The following is a 15,504-nucleotide window of genomic DNA, read 5'->3' as shown; positions in this document are numbered from 1 at the left end:
CCTATGGTTCGGAACATGGAGGGCTCTTGCCCCGTACCCATTCTGGCGCTTCTCCGATGATTTGCGCCTTTTGGCCGTAAATGCTCGACAACCATCCGATCACGGCGGTGACCTGCGTCTCACCACTCCGGCCCCCCATTGCCTATGCAATTCGTTGCATAGCAGGATGCCGGACATGGCACTGGAGCACGCGATCCTCGTCTCACTGCTGGAGCAGCCGGGCTCGGGCTACGAACTGGCCCGGCGCTTCGACCGCTCCATCGGGCGCTTCTGGACCGCCACCCACCAGCAGATCTACAAGGTGCTGCGGCGGATGGAGGCCGACGGCTGGGTCGCCGCCGAAGAGGTCGCCCAGGACGGCCGACCGGACAAGAAGGTCTACTCGGCGGCCGACGCCGGACGGGCCGTGCTCGCCGGCTGGCTGCGCGAACCGGTCGAGCCGGAGTCCGTCCGACACGAGCTCGCGGTCAAGATCCGCGCCGCCGCCTTCGACGACCCGGCCGCGCTGATCTCCGAGGTCGAACGGCACCGCGAGAGCCACGCCGCCCTGCTCGCCCGCTACCTGCACGGCGAGCAGCGCGACTTCCCCGACCTCACCGCGCTCGACACCCAGCAGGAGCTCCAGCACGTGGTGCTGCGCGGCGGCATCGAGTACGAGCGGATGACCCTCGCCTGGCTCGACGACGTGCTCGCCACCCTGCACCGCCTCGCCGTGGATGACAGGTCACAGATGACGGGTGACAGATAACAGAATCTGAACGCTGAAATCTGAAATCTGTCAGTTGCCATCTGTCCGCTGTTCGCCGTCACCCGCCGGCCACCACCCGCCGCCGCCTCACCCGCCACCCCTCACCCTCGACCCCCGGGAGCCCGTGATGCTCTTCAACCCGCGTACGTACGACCCCGCGCAGTTCGACGAGCCGACCCGCCGGCTGCTGCGCGCGACCGTGGACTGGTTCGAGTCCCGCGGCAAGAAGGCGCTGATCGACACCTACGTCGACCGCACCTGGTACGCCGACTTCCTCGAATTCGCCGCCAAGGAGGGCCTGTTCGCGGAGTTCCTGACCCCGTCCGCGGCCGACCCGGGCAAGCGCTGGGACACCTCCCGGATCGCCGAGCTGAACGAGATCCTCGGCTTCTACGGCCTCGGCTACTGGTACACCTGGCAGGTCACCATCCTCGGCCTCGGGCCGGTCTGGCAGAGCAAGAACGAGGCCGTCCGGGCCCGCGCCGCAAAGCTCCTGACGGAGGGTCACGTCATGGCGTTCGGCCTCTCCGAGCGCACCCACGGCGCCGACATCTACTCCACCGACATGATCCTCACCCCGGACGGCGAGGGCGGTTTCACCGCGACCGGCTCCAAGTACTACATCGGCAACGGCAACGTGGCCGGCCTGGTCTCGGTGTTCGGCCGCCGCTCCGACGTCGAGGGCCCCGAGGGCTACGTCTTCTTCGCCGCCGACAGCCGCCACGACGCGTACCACCTGGTCAAGAACGTGGTGAACGCCCAGATGTACGTCAGCGAGTTCCGGCTGGAGGGCTACCCGGTGCGCGCCGAGGACGTGCTGCACACCGGGCAGGCCGCCTTCGACGCCGCGCTGAACACCGTCAACGTCGGCAAGTTCAACCTCTGCACGGCCTCGGTCGGCATCTGCGAGCACGCGATGTACGAGGCCGTCACGCATGCCCACAACCGGGTGCTGTACGGCCGGAAGGTCACCGACTTCCCTCACGTGCGACGGGAGTTGACCGACGCGTACGCCCGTCTGGTGGCGATGAAGATGTTCAGCGCGCGGGCCGTGGACTACTTCCGCACCGCCTCCCCCGAGGACCGCCGCTACCTGCTGTTCAACCCGATGACCAAGATGAAGGTCACCACCGAGGGCGAGAAGGTCATCGACCTGATGTGGGACGTCATCGCCGCCAAGGGCTTCGAGGCGGACACCTACTTCGACAAGGCGGCGAAGGACATCCGCGGCCTGCCGAAGCTGGAGGGCACCGTCCACGTCAACCTGGCGCTGATCCTCAAGTTCATGGGCAACTACCTGTTCGCCCCGAGCGACTACGCTCCGGTGCCGACCCGGCTGGACGCCGCCGATGACGCCTTCCTGTTCCGCCAGGGCGCGGCCCGCGGCCTCGGCGCGATCCGTTTCCACGACTGGCGCACCGCGTACGACCGCCACACGCAGCTGCCGAACGTCGCCCGCTTCCGCGAACAGGCCGACGGCTTCTGCGAGCTGCTGCTCAGCCACGCGCCGAGCAAGGAGCAGCAGGCGGACCTGGACTTCCTGCTGGAGATCGGCCAGCTGTTCGCACTGATCGTCTACGGCCAGCTGGTGCTGGAGCAGGCGGAGCTGACCGGCCTGGACGAGGACGTCCTGGACCAGATCTTCGACGCGCTGGTCCGCGACTTCTCCGCGCACGCGACCGAGCTGCACGGCAAGGCCTCGACGACCCCGGAGCAGGCCGCCTGGGCGCTGGCGAACGTGCGCCGGCCGGCCGCCAACGCGGAGCGGGCCGCCGCCGTGTGGGCCCGGGTCGAGGAGCTGTCGGGCGCGTACGAGATGCGGCCGTAGCCGCCGCGCGGAACGTGGAACGACCCCGGGGGTGCGGACCGGGGGCACGGGCCTGAACCCCCGGTCCGCACCTCCGGCCCACGCCCCCGGGGCCCCGCCCCCTCGGTGCCCCGCCCGACGCCGCCCGGACGTACCGTGGAACACGGAGGGCGCGTCATGCACGGCACCGGGACCCACTTCACCGACCGGACCGACGCGGGCCGGCGGCTGGCCGCCCGCGTGGGCCACTTGGGCGGCGCCGACACCGTGGTGGTGGCGCTGCCCAGGGGCGGGGTTCCGGTGGCCGCCGAGGTGGCGGCCGCGCTCGGCGCGCCGCTGGACATCTGCGTGATCCGCAAGCTCGGCGTGCCCTACCAGCCCGAGCTGGGCATGGGGGCGATCGGCGAGGACGGCGTCCGGGTGCTGAACGAGCAGGTCATCCGGCTGGCCGGGGTCGGCGACGACCAGCTGGCCGCCGTGGAGCGGCGCGAGCGCACCGAGTTGGAGCGCCGGGCCCGCCGCTACCGGGGCGGCCGCCCGCCCACCGACCTGCGCGGCCGCACGGTGATCGTGGTGGACGACGGCGTCGCCACCGGCTCCACCGCCCGGGCCGCCTGCCGGATCGTCCGGGCCCGGGGCGCGGCCCGGGTGGTGCTCGCCGTCCCGGTGGCCCCGGCGGACTGGACGGAGCGCCTGTCCGAGGTCGCCGACGAGCTGGTCTGCGTCGGCACACCGTCGCCGTTCTTCGCGATCGGCGAGTTCTACGGGGACTTCGCGCAGACCGGCGACGAGGAGGTCCTGCGGCTGCTCGCCGAGGCCGCGGGCGGGCGGCGCGCGCCGGGGCCGGTGGACGTGGACCGCGAGCTGGTCCTGCGCGCCGCCGGTGTGCGCCTCGCCGGCCGGTTGACCGTCCCCGCCGCACCGAGCGGCATCGTGCTCTTCGCGCACGGCAGCGGCAGCGGCCGGCGCAGCCCGCGCAACCGTCACGTCGCCCGGTACCTGAACCGCTCCGGGCTGGCCACGCTGCTGTTCGACCTGCTCACCGAGGCCGAGGAGCCGGACCGCCGCAAGGTGTTCGACGTCGCTCTGCTCGGTGACCGGCTGACCGCCGTCGCCGAGGAGCTGAGCCGGCTGGAGGAGACCCGCGGCCTGCCGCTCGGCCTGTTCGGCGCCAGCACCGGCGCCGCGGCCGCCCTGCACACCGCCGCCGCGCTCGGGCCCGCCGTCGGCGCGGTGGTCTCCCGCGGCGGGCGCCCCGACCTCGCCGGTCCCGACGTCCTGGGCCGGGTGAGCGCCCCGACGCTGCTCGTGGTCGGCGGCCTGGACACCACCGTGATCGACCTGAACCGGCGGGCCCGGGCCCGGCTGCACTGCGTGAGCGAACTGGCGGTGGTGCCGGGTGCGGGCCATCTGTTCGAGGAGCCGGGCACGTTGGACCAGGTCGCCGAGCTCGCCGGGGCCTGGTTCCTGCGCCACCTCCCCCCGCTCGGGACCGCCCAGGACCCGGTGTCACGGGCCCCGTGAACCGGTCCCGATCGGCAGCACATTTTGCGCAGCCGAATGCGGGATTTCCTGATCAGCTTGTACACATTGAACAGTGAAATCCCGACCTGTTGCCCAGCCACCCGGACAGGAGCAAGCTCTCCGCCAGCCGCACCGCCCACCCGTTCGCGGCGCGGCCGCCTCAAGCGGACGCCTCAGAGCCGAGGCCAAAAGTGGAGGAACGACCGATGACCCCGCAGTCCCACGCCCTTGAGCTGACCCCCGAGGAGCGCGAGGCCGGCCTCGACGCCGACCAGCTGCGCCGCCTCGTCGGCCTCGTCGAGCACGACCCGGCCACCGACCCGTTCCCCGTCACCGCGCAGGACGCGGTCGTCTTCGTGGTCGGCAACGCCACCCAGACGGCCCAGTTCTACCAGGCCGTGTTCGGCATGGAGCTGGTCGCCTACTCCGGCCCGGAGACCGGCCGTCGTGACCGCAAGGCCTTCGTGCTCCGCTCCGGCTCCTGCCGCTTCGTGATCAAGGGCGGGGTGCTGCCGGACAGCCCGCTGCTGGACCACCACCGCCGCCACGGCGACGGCGTCGTCGACCTGGCCCTGGAGGTCCCGGACGTCGACAAGTGCATCGCGCACGCCCGCGCGACCGGCGCCACCGTCCTGGAGGAGCCGAACGACGTCTCCGACGAGAACGGCACCGTGCGCCGCGCGGCCATCGCCACCTACGGCGAGACCCGCCACACCCTGATCGACCGCTCCCGCTACCACGGCCCCTACCTGCCGGGGTACATCACCGCGCAGAGCAAGGTCCAGCACCCGGAGGGCTCGCCCAAGCGCCTGTTCCAGGCCCTCGACCACGCCGTCGGCAACGTCGAGCTGGGCCGGATGGACGAGTGGGTGTCGTTCTACAACCGGGTCATGGGCTTCGTGAACATGGCCGAGTTCGTCGGCGACGACATCGCCACCGACTACTCCGCCCTGATGTCCAAGGTCGTCGCCAGCGGCAACCACCGGGTGAAGTTCCCGCTCAACGAGCCGGCCATCGCCAAGAAGCGGTCGCAGATCGACGAGTACCTGGAGTTCTACACCGGCCCCGGCTGCCAGCACATGGCGCTCGCCACCAACGACATCCTCACCACCGTCGACGTGCTGCGCTCGCGCGGCGTGGAGTTCCTCGACACCCCCGACTCGTACTACGACGACCCGGAGCTGCGCGCCCGGATCGGCAAGGTGCGGGTGGACATCAACGAGCTGAAGTCGCGCGGCATCCTGGTCGACCGCGACGAGGACGGCTACCTGCTGCAGATCTTCACCAAGCCGATCGGCGACCGCCCCACCGTCTTCTACGAGTTCATCGAGCGGCACGGTTCGCTGGGCTTCGGCAAGGGCAACTTCAAGGCGCTGTTCGAGGCGATCGAGCGCGAGCAGGACGCCCGCGGCAACCTGTGAGTGCTGGGGAACTCTGAGCACGGTCGGGCGTACCGTGAGGACGGTCGGCTGAGCACGGTCGAGGAGGAGCAGGGAGATGGCGTACTACCGGCAGCTGGGCAGCATCCCGCCCAAGCGGCACACCCAGCACCGCACACCCGAAGGCGGGCTGTACTACGAGGAGTTGATGGGCGAGGAGGGGTTCTCGTCGGACTCCTCGCTGCTCTACCACCGGGGCATCCCCTCGGCCGTGGTGAACGCGGTGCCGTGGGAGCTGCCGGACCAGTCCACGGTGCCCAACCACCCCCTGCTCCCCCGCCACCTCAAGCTGCACGAGCTGTTCGCGGACCAGGAGTGGAAGTCCGCGGACGTCGTCGGCAGCCGCCGCCTGGTCCTCGGCAACGGCGACGTGCGGATCTCGTACGTCGCCGCCGGGGCCCCGAGCGAGCTGTACCGCAACGGACTCGGTGACGAGTGCGTGTACGTGGAGTCCGGCTCCGGCACGGTCGAGACGGTCTTCGGCTCGATCGAGGTCGGCCAGGGCGACTACGTGATCATCCCGCGCGCCACCACCCACCGCTGGGTGCCGACGGGGGACGAACCGCTGCGCGCGTACTGCATCGAGGCGAACAGCCACATCACCCCGGTCAAGCGCTACCTCTCCAAGTACGGGCAGCTGCTGGAGCACGCGCCGTACTGCGAGCGGGACTTCCGCGGCCCGGTCGGCCCGCTGGTCGTCGACGCCACCGGGGACGCCGCCGGAGACGTCGACGTGCTGGTCAAGCACCGCGGCCCGAACGGCGTCTCGGGCACCCGCTACACCGTGCCGCACCACCCCTTCGACGTGGTCGGCTGGGACGGCTGCCTGTACCCGTACACCTTCAACATCCGGGACTTCGAACCGATCACCGGCCGGGTCCACCAGCCGCCGCCGGCCCACCAGGTGTTCGAGGGCAACGGCTTCGTGATCTGCAACTTCGTTCCCCGCAAGGTGGATTACCACCCACTGTCGATCCCGGTGCCGTACTACCACGCCAACGTGGACAGCGACGAGGTCATGTTCTACTGCGGCGGCGACTACGCGGCCCGCAAGGGCTCGGGCATCGGCCAGGGCTCGATCTCGCTGCACCCCGGCGGGCACACCCACGGGCCGCAGCCCGGCGCGTACGAGCGCAGCATCGGCGTCGAGTTCTTCGACGAACTCGCCGTCATGGTGGACACGTTCCGCCCGCTGGAGCTCGGCGAGGGCGGCCGGGCCGGCGAGGACGGCAACTACGCCTGGACCTGGGCCGGGCGGGGGCCCGGGCGATGAGCGCCGCCTCGTCCGCCGCGCCCGACTCACCGGCCACCGGGGCGATCCCCGAGCTGTTCCACGGGCTCTTCGACGACGCCGCGGTGTTCCCCCCGGGGAACCTGCCGGTCGCCGAGGCGGTGCCCGCGCACCGCGGGCACCGCGCGGCCTGGTACGCCGAGGCGGTCGGCCCGCTCCTGTGCGGGGCCGGCCGGCTGGGCGAGTTGGCCGCGGCGGTGGCGGGCGGTGCGCCGCTCGGGGTCGGGCTCGTACTGCCGGGGGGCAGTGCCGAACTCGGCCCGGCGCTCGCCGCCGCCGCGCCCTTCGAGGTGGCCGGCGTCGAACTCGCCGTCCGGGACGCCGCCGAGGCGGTCGCCGCCCTGGACCGGCTGCTGCCGCCGGACGTCCCGGCCGCCATCGAGCTGCCGCGCGAACTCCTGCGCGGCGACGGCCTGGGCGAAGTGCTGGACGTGCTCGTCGACAGCCCCTACCGGGCGAAGTTCCGCACCGGCGGGGTGGTGGCCGAGGCGTTCCCGGACGAGGAGGAGCTGGCCGCCTTCCTCACCGGCTGCGCGCTGCGCGGACTGCCGTACAAGTGCACCGCCGGACTGCACAACGCCGTCCGGCACACCGACCCGACCACCGGCTTCGAGCACCACGGCTTCCTCAACGTGCTGCTGGCCGCGCAGGAGACCGACCGGGCCGCAGCAGCGGCGGTGCTGGCGGAACGCGACGGCGCGGTGCTGGCCAAGGCCGTCCAAGCGCTGACCGATCGTCAGGTCACGGTGATCCGGAACTCGTTCACCGCGTTCGGCACGTGCAGCATCGCCGAGCCCCTGGACGACCTGGCCGCGCTCGGCCTGCTGTCGTCCACGTCACAGCCCCAGGAGGACCGTTGAGCACCACCCCCCGCAGCTGGCTCGCCAGCGCCCAGGACTCGCCGTTCGGCGTGCACAACCTGCCGTACGGCGTGTTCACCGCCGCCGACCAGCCCGGCCGGCGCCGGATCGGCGTGCGCGTCGGGGACTTCGTGCTGGACGCCGCGGCGGCCGCCCGGGCGGCCGGGGCGCCGTCCGTGCTGCTGGCCGCGGACTCGCTCAACCCGCTGCTGGCGGCGGGGCGTTCGACCTGGACGCAGGTCCGGGCCGACCTCACGCGGTGGCTGACGGACGAGTCCTACCGCGAGGCGCTGTCGCCTGCGCTGCTGCCGGCGGGCGAGGTCCAGCTGCACCTGCCGTTCGAGGTCGCCGACTACGTCGACTTCTACGCCTCCGAGCACCACGCCACCAACCTGGGCCGGATCTTCCGCCCGGGCTCGGAGCCGCTCACCCCCAACTGGAAGCACCTGCCCATCGGTTACCACGGGCGGGCCGGCACGGTGGTCGTCTCCGGCACCCCGGTGGTGCGGCCCCACGGGCAGCGCAAGGCGCCCGCCGACCCGGCGCCGTCGTTCGGGCCGACCCGGCGGCTGGACATCGAGGCGGAGGTCGGCTTCGTCGTCGGCACCCCGTCCGAGCTGGGCCGACCGGTCGTCCTGGACGACTTCCGCGAGCACGTGTTCGGCGTCTGCCTGGTCAACGACTGGTCCGCGCGCGACATCCAGGCCTGGGAGTACGTGCCGCTCGGCCCGTTCCTCGGCAAGTCCTTCACCACCTCCGTCTCCCCGTGGATCGTCCCGCTGGACGCCCTGCAGCACGCCCGGGTCGCGCCGCCCGAGCGCGACGTCGAGCCGCTGGCGTACCTGGACGACCGCGGCGGCGAACCGTGGGGACTGGACCTGGCGCTGGAAGTCCGGCTGAACGGGCACCTGGTGTCCCGGCCGCCGTTCGCCTCGATGTACTGGACGGCACAGCAGCAGCTCACCCACATGACGGTCAACGGCGCCTCGCTGCGCACCGGCGACCTGTTCGCCTCGGGCACCGTCAGCGGGCCGGAGCCGGAGACCCGCGGCGCGCTGATCGAGCTGACGTGGAACGGCGAGGAGCCGCTGAAGCTCCCGGACGGCACCACCCGGACGTTCCTGGAGGACGGCGACGAGGTCACCATCACGGCCACCGCGCCGGGGGCGGACGGCGCCGTCATCGGGTTCGGCGAGGTGACGGGGCGGGTCCAGCCGTAGCCGGTCCACAGCCGCTGGCCCACAACTGACGGCGAACAGATGACAGATAACAGCTGACAGATTTCATCATCTGTCAGCTGTTATCTGTTACCCCCGCCCCCTCCTCGAACTCCCCCCGCGCACCGGACCCACCGCGCCTACAGGCCCGCCCCACCGGTGGCGTCGATGACCCGGCCGGTGACCCAGCGAGCGTCATCGGAGGCGAGGAAGGCGACGATGTCCGCGACGTCCTCCGGCTGCCCGACCCGGCCGAGGGCCGCGAGCGAGGCCGCATGGGCCTCCGCCTCCGCATTGCCGCGCAGCCAGCCGGCGTTGACGTCGGTGTCGACGACACCCGGCGCGACCGAGTTGGCGGTGATCCCGCGCGGGCCGAGCTGCTTGGCGAGGTTGAGGGTGAAGGTGTCGAGCGCCCCCTTGGTCGCCCCGTAAGCGATGATCTCCGGCATGGCGAGGCGGGCCGCGCCGCTGGAGACGTTGATGATCCGGCCGCCGTCGCGCAGCCGGTGCAGTCCGTGCTGGACGACGAAGAACGGCGCACGGACGTTGACGGCGAAGACCTCGTCGAAGCCCTCCTCGGTGAGCGCGGCGAGGTCGGCACTGCGCCCGATCCCGGCGTTGTTCACGATGATGTCGACGCCGCCGTCGGGCGCGTGCGCGCCGATCCCGGCATCGAACGCCTCCCACAGCGCGGCCGCGTCCCCGTGCCGGCCGAGTTCGGCGTGCAGCGCGAAGGCTCGGCCGCCGTCGGCGCGGATGCCCGCGACGACCTCACCCGCCGCCTCCTGATCGCGGGCGTAGCCGACGGCGACGGTGGCGCCGTCGCGGCCGAGCCTGCGGGCGATCGCCCGGCCGATCCCCCTGCTGCCCCCGGTGACCAGCGCGGTCTTGCCCTTGAGTGCCTGCCTGCCCATGACTGAGCCCCTTCCCGCTTCGCCCACCCTATTTGTTGAGTGGTCGCTCAAGAAAGAAGCTAACACACTTGTTGAGCGGGTGTTCTAAAATTCCGGCATGACCGAGAACCCGACGCGGCCCCGGCGCGGACGACCGCCGACCTTCGACCGGGGCGTGGCGCTGACGGCGGCGACCCGGCTGTTCTGGGAGCGCGGCTACGAGGCCACCTCCGTCACCGACCTGACCACCGCCATGGGCATCCGGCCCGGCAGCCTCTACGCCGCGTTCGGCGACAAGCGCTCGCTCTTCGAGGAGGTCGTCCGCCACTACGGGCACTCCCCCGTCGGCGCGTTCGCGGAGGCCGCCCTACAGGAGGAGACCACCGCGTACGCGGCCTTCGCCCGGATCCTGCGCGAGGCGGCGGCCATCTACCCCGACCCCTCCCACCCGGCCGGCTGCCTGGTGATCAGCGCCGCCACCAACGTCTCCCCGCAGGACGCCGAGGTCCAGGCCCACCTGCGCGACCTGCGCAACCGCAACCTCCACGCCTTCGAGACCAGGCTGCGCACGGCCCGGGCGGACGGCGAACTCCCGCCCGACGCCGACCCGCACGCGCTGGCCGGCTACTTCGGCACGGTCATCCAGGGCATGTCGCAACAGGCCCGGGACGGCGCCACCGCCGCCGACCTGGCCCGGACCGCCGAACTCGCCCTGCGCGCCTGGCCGTAGGGCCCCGAACCGGGCCCGGGCGGCCGGCCGGCGGGCCGCGAGGACGGCCCGCCGCCCGCCGGGTGATCACGGCTCCGCGCCGCCCCGGTACGGTGGACGACAGGAGTCGTCAAGACCGAGGAACGACCGAACGACGGGAACAGACCCGATGAGCGCAGAGGTGGCGGAGGTCCAGGTCTCCCTGGACAGCGGGGTCGGACGGATCGTGCTGAACCGACCGCGGGCGCTCAACTCGGCGACCCACGGCATGATCACCACCGTCCACGCGACGCTGGCCGAGTGGGCCGCGGACGACCGGGTGCGCACCGTCGTCCTGACCGGCGCCGGCGAGCGCGGCCTCTGCGCCGGGGCCGACCTCCGCGCACTGCACGACGACGTCAAGGCCGGCGGGGCCGGCACCCGGGCCTTCTTCCGCGACGAGTACCGGCTGAACGCGCTGATCGCCCACTACCCGAAGCCGTACGTCGCGGTGATGGACGGCATCACCATGGGCGGCGGCATCGGCCTGTCCGCCCACGGCGCGGTCCGGATCGTCACCGAACGTTCCACCGTCGCCATGCCCGAGACCCGGATCGGGCTGGTCCCGGACGTCGGCGGCAGTCGGCTGCTCGCGCTCGCCCCGGGCGAGTTGGGCACCCACCTCGGCCTCACCTCGGCCTCGATGGGCCCCGGTGACGCGCTGCTGTGCGGGTTCGCGGACCACTTCGTCCCCTCGGCGCGGATCGCGGCGCTGCTCGACGCCCTGGCCGAGAGCCCCGACCCGGCCGCCGTCGTCGCCGCGCACGCCGAGCCCGCGCCGGGGGCCCCGCTCGCGGAGCAGCGCGGCTGGATCGACGCCTGCTACGCGGCCGACAGCGTCGCGGAGATCGTCGAACGACTGCTGAACTCCGGTGTGGCGGAGGCGAAGGAGGCCGCGGAGCTGGTCCTCGGCAACTCCCCCACGGCCGTCACGGTGACCCTCGCCGCGCTGCGCCGGGCCCGCACGCTCCCCTCCCTGGAGGCCGTGCTCGACCAGGAGTACCGCGTCTCCTGCGCCGCGCTGGGCGGGCATGACCTGGTCGAGGGCATCCGCGCCCAGGTGATCGACAAGGACCGCACCCCGCGCTGGTCCCCGGCGACGCTCGCCGAGGTCGGGGAGGCGGACGTCGCCCGCTTCCTCGCCCCTCGCGTGGGCGACGAGTTGGGCCTGGCCTGACCGGGCGGCGGCGCCGGCCCCGCACCGCCACGCGTCATGAACCACGCGTCATGAACCACGATCAAGGAGCCCGCATGACCCGCCCGAGCCCTCCGCCGCCTACCGGGGACGCCGACCCGCTGTCCCGGGTGCCGCTCGGCGAGCAGGTGCGCGGACTACTGCTGGAGGGCCTGCTGAACGGGCGCTGGCAGCCCGGCGACCGGATCGTGGAACGGCGCCTGGCCGCCGAGTTGAACGTCAGCCAGGCGCCGGTGCGCGAGGCGCTGCGCTCGCTGCAGTCGCTCGGGCTGCTCGACGCCGAGCCCAACCGGGGCGTGCGGGTGCGCGAGATCAGCCCGGCCGAACTGCGCGAGGTCTACCAGGTGCGGGCCGCACTGGAGCGGCTGGCCGCCGAGTCGGCGGTCATCCGCCTGGCCGGGGACACCGCCGCCCTGGAGCAGCACGCGGAACGGATGGCGGCGGCGGCCGGGGCGGGTGACGCGCTCGGGCAGGCCCGGCACGGCGTGGCCTTCCACCGCGAGATCGTGGCCGCCGCCGGCAACGGGGCACTGCTGCGGACCTGGGAGGGGCTGGGCGTGGAGGTGTGGACGGTGCTGTCGCTGCACCGGGTCCGCCCGGAGCTGCACGAGAACGCGGCCGACCACGCTCCGCTGATCGAGGCCTTCCGGCGGCGGGATCCGGAGGTCGGGCGGCTGCTGGCGGAACACGTCCTGGAGTACGCCGACCGCTCCGCCTGAGCGGATCCGGACGGGGTCCTGGCCCGGGATCATAGTTCGCATAAAGATGATCGATCATCGCTCACATTACCCTCCAGTAGCGGTTGACGCGCCGCCGGATCACTCCCTACCGTCCATAGAGACCTTCCATGGAGAGAAATGTCATTCCGCATCCCGGAATCGGCACTCTGAAGCACCGGCAAAGGGGAACCATCCGTGTCCCAGCTCGACCAGCTTCCCGACCACGACCCCGAAGAGGTGGCGGAGTGGCGCGCCTCCCTGGACGCCGCCCGCGACTTCGGCGGAGCGCACCGCGCCGCCCACCTGCTGCGCCGCCTCGTCGAACACGCCGAACTGCGCCGGCTCGACGTCCCGCCGCTCCTGGACACCCCGTACGTCAACACCATCCCGACCGGCGCCGAGCCCGAGTTCCCCGGCGACGAGGCGATGGAGCGCCGGATCACCGCCTGGAACCGCTGGAACGCCGCCGCCATGGTGACCAGGGGCAACCACCGCGGCGGCCTCGGCGGGCACATGGCCACGTACGCGTCCGCCGCCTGGCTGTACGAGGTCGGCTTCCAGCACTTCTTCCGCGGCAAGGAGGCCGACGGCTCCGGCGACCAGCTGTACGTCCAGGGCCACGCCGCGCCCGGCGTCTACGCCCGCGCCTTCCTCGAAGGGCGCATCGGCGAGGCCCAGTTGGACCGCTTCCGGCAGGAGGCCGGCGGCGACGGCCTGCCCTCGTACCCGCACCCGCGCCGGCTGCCGTGGTTCTGGGAGTTCCCGACCGTGTCCATGGGCCTCGGACCGCTGTCGGCCATCCACCAGGCCCGGTTCAACCGGTACCTGACCGCGCGCGGCATCAAGGACACCTCCGGCTCGCACGTGTGGGCGTTCCTCGGCGACGGGGAGATGGACGAGCCGGAGTCGACCGCCGCGCTCGCCCTGGCCGCCCGCGAGGGACTGGACAACCTCACCTTCGTGGTCAACTGCAACCTCCAGCGCCTGGACGGACCGGTACGCGGAAACGGAAAGATCGTCCAGGAGCTGGAGCGCCAGTTCCGCGCCGCCGGCTGGAACGTCGTCAAGTCACTGTGGGGCGAGGCCTGGGACGACCTCCTGGCCCGCGACACCACGGGCGCGCTGGTGCGCCGGCTCGGCGCGGTGCCGGACGGACAGTTCCAGACCTACGCCGCCTCGGACGCCCACTACGTCCGCGAGCACCTGTTCCAGGCCGCGCCCGAACTCCGGGCGATCGCCGAAACCGTGGACGACCAGCGGCTGTTGGAGATCGTCGCGACCTCCCGGGCCGGACACGAACCGCGCAAGGTGTACGCCGCCTACCGGGCGGCGCTGGAGCACCGGGGCGCCCCCACGGTGGTACTGGTGCAGACGGTCAAGGGCTGGACGCTCGGCCCCGGCTTCGAGGCCCGCAACGCCAACCACCAGATGAAGAAGCTCTCCGGGGCCGAGTTCCGGGCGATGCGCGACCTGCTCGAACTCCCCATTCCGGACAGCGCCTTGACCGGCGAGCTGGTCCCGTACGCGCACCCGGGCCCGGACTCCCCGGAGGCCCGCTACCTCCGGGAGCGGCGCGCCGCGCTGGGCGGCCCCGCGCCCGCCCGCCGGGTGCGCTTCACCCCGCTGCCCGAGCTGCCCGCGAAGCCCTTCGAGACGCTGCTCAAGGGCTCCGGCACGCAGGAGATCGCGACCACCATGGCGTTCGTCCGACTGGTCAAGGACCTGATGCGGGACAAGGCCACCGGCCACCGCTGGGTGCCGATCGTCCCGGACGAGGCACGCACCTTCGGCATGGAGTCGCTCTTCCCGAGCGCCGGCATCTACTCGCCGCTGGGGCAGACCTACGACCCGGTCGACCGCGACCAACTGCTCCACTACAAGGAGTCGGCGACCGGCCAGATCCTCAACGAGGGCATCACGGAGGCCGGTTCGATGGCCTCGCTGACCGCCGCCGCGACCGCTTACGCCACCCACGGCGAGCCGGTGATCCCGTTCTACATCTTCTACTCGATGTTCGGCTGGCAGCGCACTGCCGACCAGATGTGGGCCCTGGCCGACCAGTTGGGCCGGGGCTTCCTGATCGGCGCCACCGCCGGACGCACCACGATGACCGGCGAGGGCCTTCAACATGCCGACGGTCACTCGCAGTTGATCGCCTCCACCAACCCGGCGGCACTGTCCTACGACCCCGCCTTCGGGTACGAGGTCGCGGTGATCGTCCGCGAGGGCCTGCGCCGGATGTACGGCAGCAGCCCCCGACACCCGTACGGCGAGGACGTGTTCTACTACCTGACCGTCTACAACGAGCCGCTGCCACAGCCGCCGCTGCCGACCGGCGCGGATGTCACCGACGTCACCGATGTCACTGACATCACCGACGGCATCCTGCGCGGGCTGTACCGCTACCGCCCGGCGGAGCCCTCCCCGGACGGCGACGCGCCGCGGCTCCAACTGCTCGCCTCGGGCACCGCCGTTCGCTGGGCACTCGCCGCCCAGCAACTGCTCGGCGAGGACTGGGGCGTGGCGGCGGACGTCTGGTCGGCACCCTCCTGGACGGAGCTGCGCCGGGAGGCACTGGACTGCGACGCGGCCAACCTGACACAGGCTGCGGCCGGTACAGGCGCGGCGGCGTGCGTCCCCTACGTGACGCGGGCACTGGCAGGGGCGCCCGGGCCGGTGCTGGCGGTCAGCGACTGGATGCGCGCGGTGCCGGACCAGATCCGCCCGTGGGTGGAGCAGGACTGGACGTCGCTGGGCACGGACGGCTTCGGCCTCTCCGACAGCCGGGACGCGGCGCGCCGGCACTTCGGCGTGGACGCCCAGTCGGTCGCGGTGGCGGCGCTGGCCGCGCTGGCGCGCCGGGGTGAGGTCAAGGCGGAGACCGTCCGGCAGGCGGCCGAGCGCTACGGGGTCCGCTTCTGACCCCTGGCGGCCCGTGTCCGGAGCCCTGGGCCCCGGCTCCGCAGCGGGGAGCCGGGCCCGTGACGACCGTCTCGCATGCCAAGACTGGCGCGAGGCGGGGCGCGTCGTAGATCGTTGGATGGTCAGGGCGCGCCCGCGCGG

General features: G+C 72.4%; 12 protein-coding genes. 11 read left to right on the top strand and 1 reads right to left on the bottom strand.

Annotation, left to right across the window (positions count from 1 at the left end; genetic code table 11):
- The first annotated feature begins 175 nt into the window (after nt 1-175).
- From AC07AL_RS19890 to fahA, 7 genes are all read left to right on the top strand, one after another.
- Nucleotides 176-748, top strand: a complete 573-nt coding sequence (locus tag AC07AL_RS19890) for a PadR family transcriptional regulator (RefSeq protein WP_363579496.1) — start codon at nt 176-178, stop codon at nt 746-748.
- Between the two features lie 127 nt (nt 749-875).
- Nucleotides 876-2,576, top strand: a complete 1,701-nt coding sequence (locus AC07AL_RS19885) for an acyl-CoA dehydrogenase family protein (RefSeq protein ID WP_400804775.1) — start codon at nt 876-878, stop codon at nt 2,574-2,576.
- Between the two features lie 156 nt (nt 2,577-2,732).
- The gene (locus AC07AL_RS19880; protein WP_363579500.1) at nt 2,733-4,079 is read left to right on the top strand and encodes a phosphoribosyltransferase family protein; all 1,347 of its coding nucleotides are present in this window, start codon (nt 2,733-2,735) and stop codon (nt 4,077-4,079) included.
- A 206-nt stretch (nt 4,080-4,285) separates the two neighbouring features.
- A complete protein-coding gene (hppD, locus tag AC07AL_RS19875) occupies nt 4,286-5,500 on the top strand; it encodes a 4-hydroxyphenylpyruvate dioxygenase (RefSeq protein WP_363579502.1) in 1,215 nt (404 codons plus the stop codon).
- A 76-nt stretch (nt 5,501-5,576) separates the two neighbouring features.
- Complete coding sequence (locus AC07AL_RS19870; protein WP_478317853.1) at nt 5,577-6,791, top strand: cupin domain-containing protein; 1,215 nt, start codon at nt 5,577-5,579, stop codon at nt 6,789-6,791.
- Entirely contained in the window at nt 6,788-7,669 is an 882-nt protein-coding gene (locus AC07AL_RS19865; protein WP_400804771.1) for a hypothetical protein, read from the top strand. Before AC07AL_RS19870 ends, AC07AL_RS19865 begins: the two co-directional genes overlap by 4 nt.
- On the top strand, nt 7,666-8,889 hold the full coding sequence (fahA, locus tag AC07AL_RS19860; RefSeq protein ID WP_363579508.1) for a fumarylacetoacetase: 1,224 nt from the start codon (nt 7,666-7,668) through the stop codon (nt 8,887-8,889). The genes AC07AL_RS19865 and fahA overlap by 4 nt, the downstream gene beginning before the upstream one ends.
- 137 nt (nt 8,890-9,026) lie before the next feature.
- Here fahA and AC07AL_RS19855 read toward each other — a convergent pair whose 3' ends face one another.
- On the bottom strand, nt 9,027-9,800 hold the full coding sequence (locus AC07AL_RS19855; protein WP_363579510.1) for an SDR family oxidoreductase: 774 nt from the start codon (nt 9,798-9,800) through the stop codon (nt 9,027-9,029).
- A gap of 97 nt (nt 9,801-9,897) precedes the next feature.
- Here AC07AL_RS19855 and AC07AL_RS19850 point away from each other — a divergent pair, with 97 nt between their 5' ends.
- The 4 genes from AC07AL_RS19850 (at nt 9,898) to aceE (ending at nt 15,363) form a co-directional block, all read left to right on the top strand.
- Nucleotides 9,898-10,509, top strand: coding sequence for a TetR/AcrR family transcriptional regulator (locus tag AC07AL_RS19850; protein WP_400984225.1), 612 nt, complete (start codon nt 9,898-9,900; stop codon nt 10,507-10,509).
- Between the two features lie 148 nt (nt 10,510-10,657).
- Nucleotides 10,658-11,704 carry an enoyl-CoA hydratase/isomerase family protein gene (locus AC07AL_RS19845; RefSeq protein WP_478317852.1) on the top strand — a complete coding sequence of 349 codons (1,047 nt, stop codon included), beginning with the start codon at nt 10,658-10,660 and terminating at the stop codon, nt 11,702-11,704.
- A gap of 74 nt (nt 11,705-11,778) precedes the next feature.
- Complete coding sequence (locus AC07AL_RS19840; RefSeq protein WP_363579516.1) at nt 11,779-12,441, top strand: GntR family transcriptional regulator; 663 nt, start codon at nt 11,779-11,781, stop codon at nt 12,439-12,441.
- Nucleotides 12,442-12,636: 195 nt separating this feature from the next.
- Nucleotides 12,637-15,363 (top strand): pyruvate dehydrogenase (acetyl-transferring), homodimeric type, encoded by a 2,727-nt coding sequence (gene aceE / locus AC07AL_RS19835; RefSeq protein ID WP_478317851.1) that lies wholly within the window; start codon nt 12,637-12,639, stop codon nt 15,361-15,363.
- Nucleotides 15,364-15,504: the final 141 nt, after the last annotated feature.

It is taken from the genome of Kitasatospora sp. NPDC043949 (genome assembly GCF_056435365.1).
The sequence above is the reverse complement of the archived record's forward strand: the minus strand, read 5'-3'. Positions and strand labels throughout refer to the sequence as shown.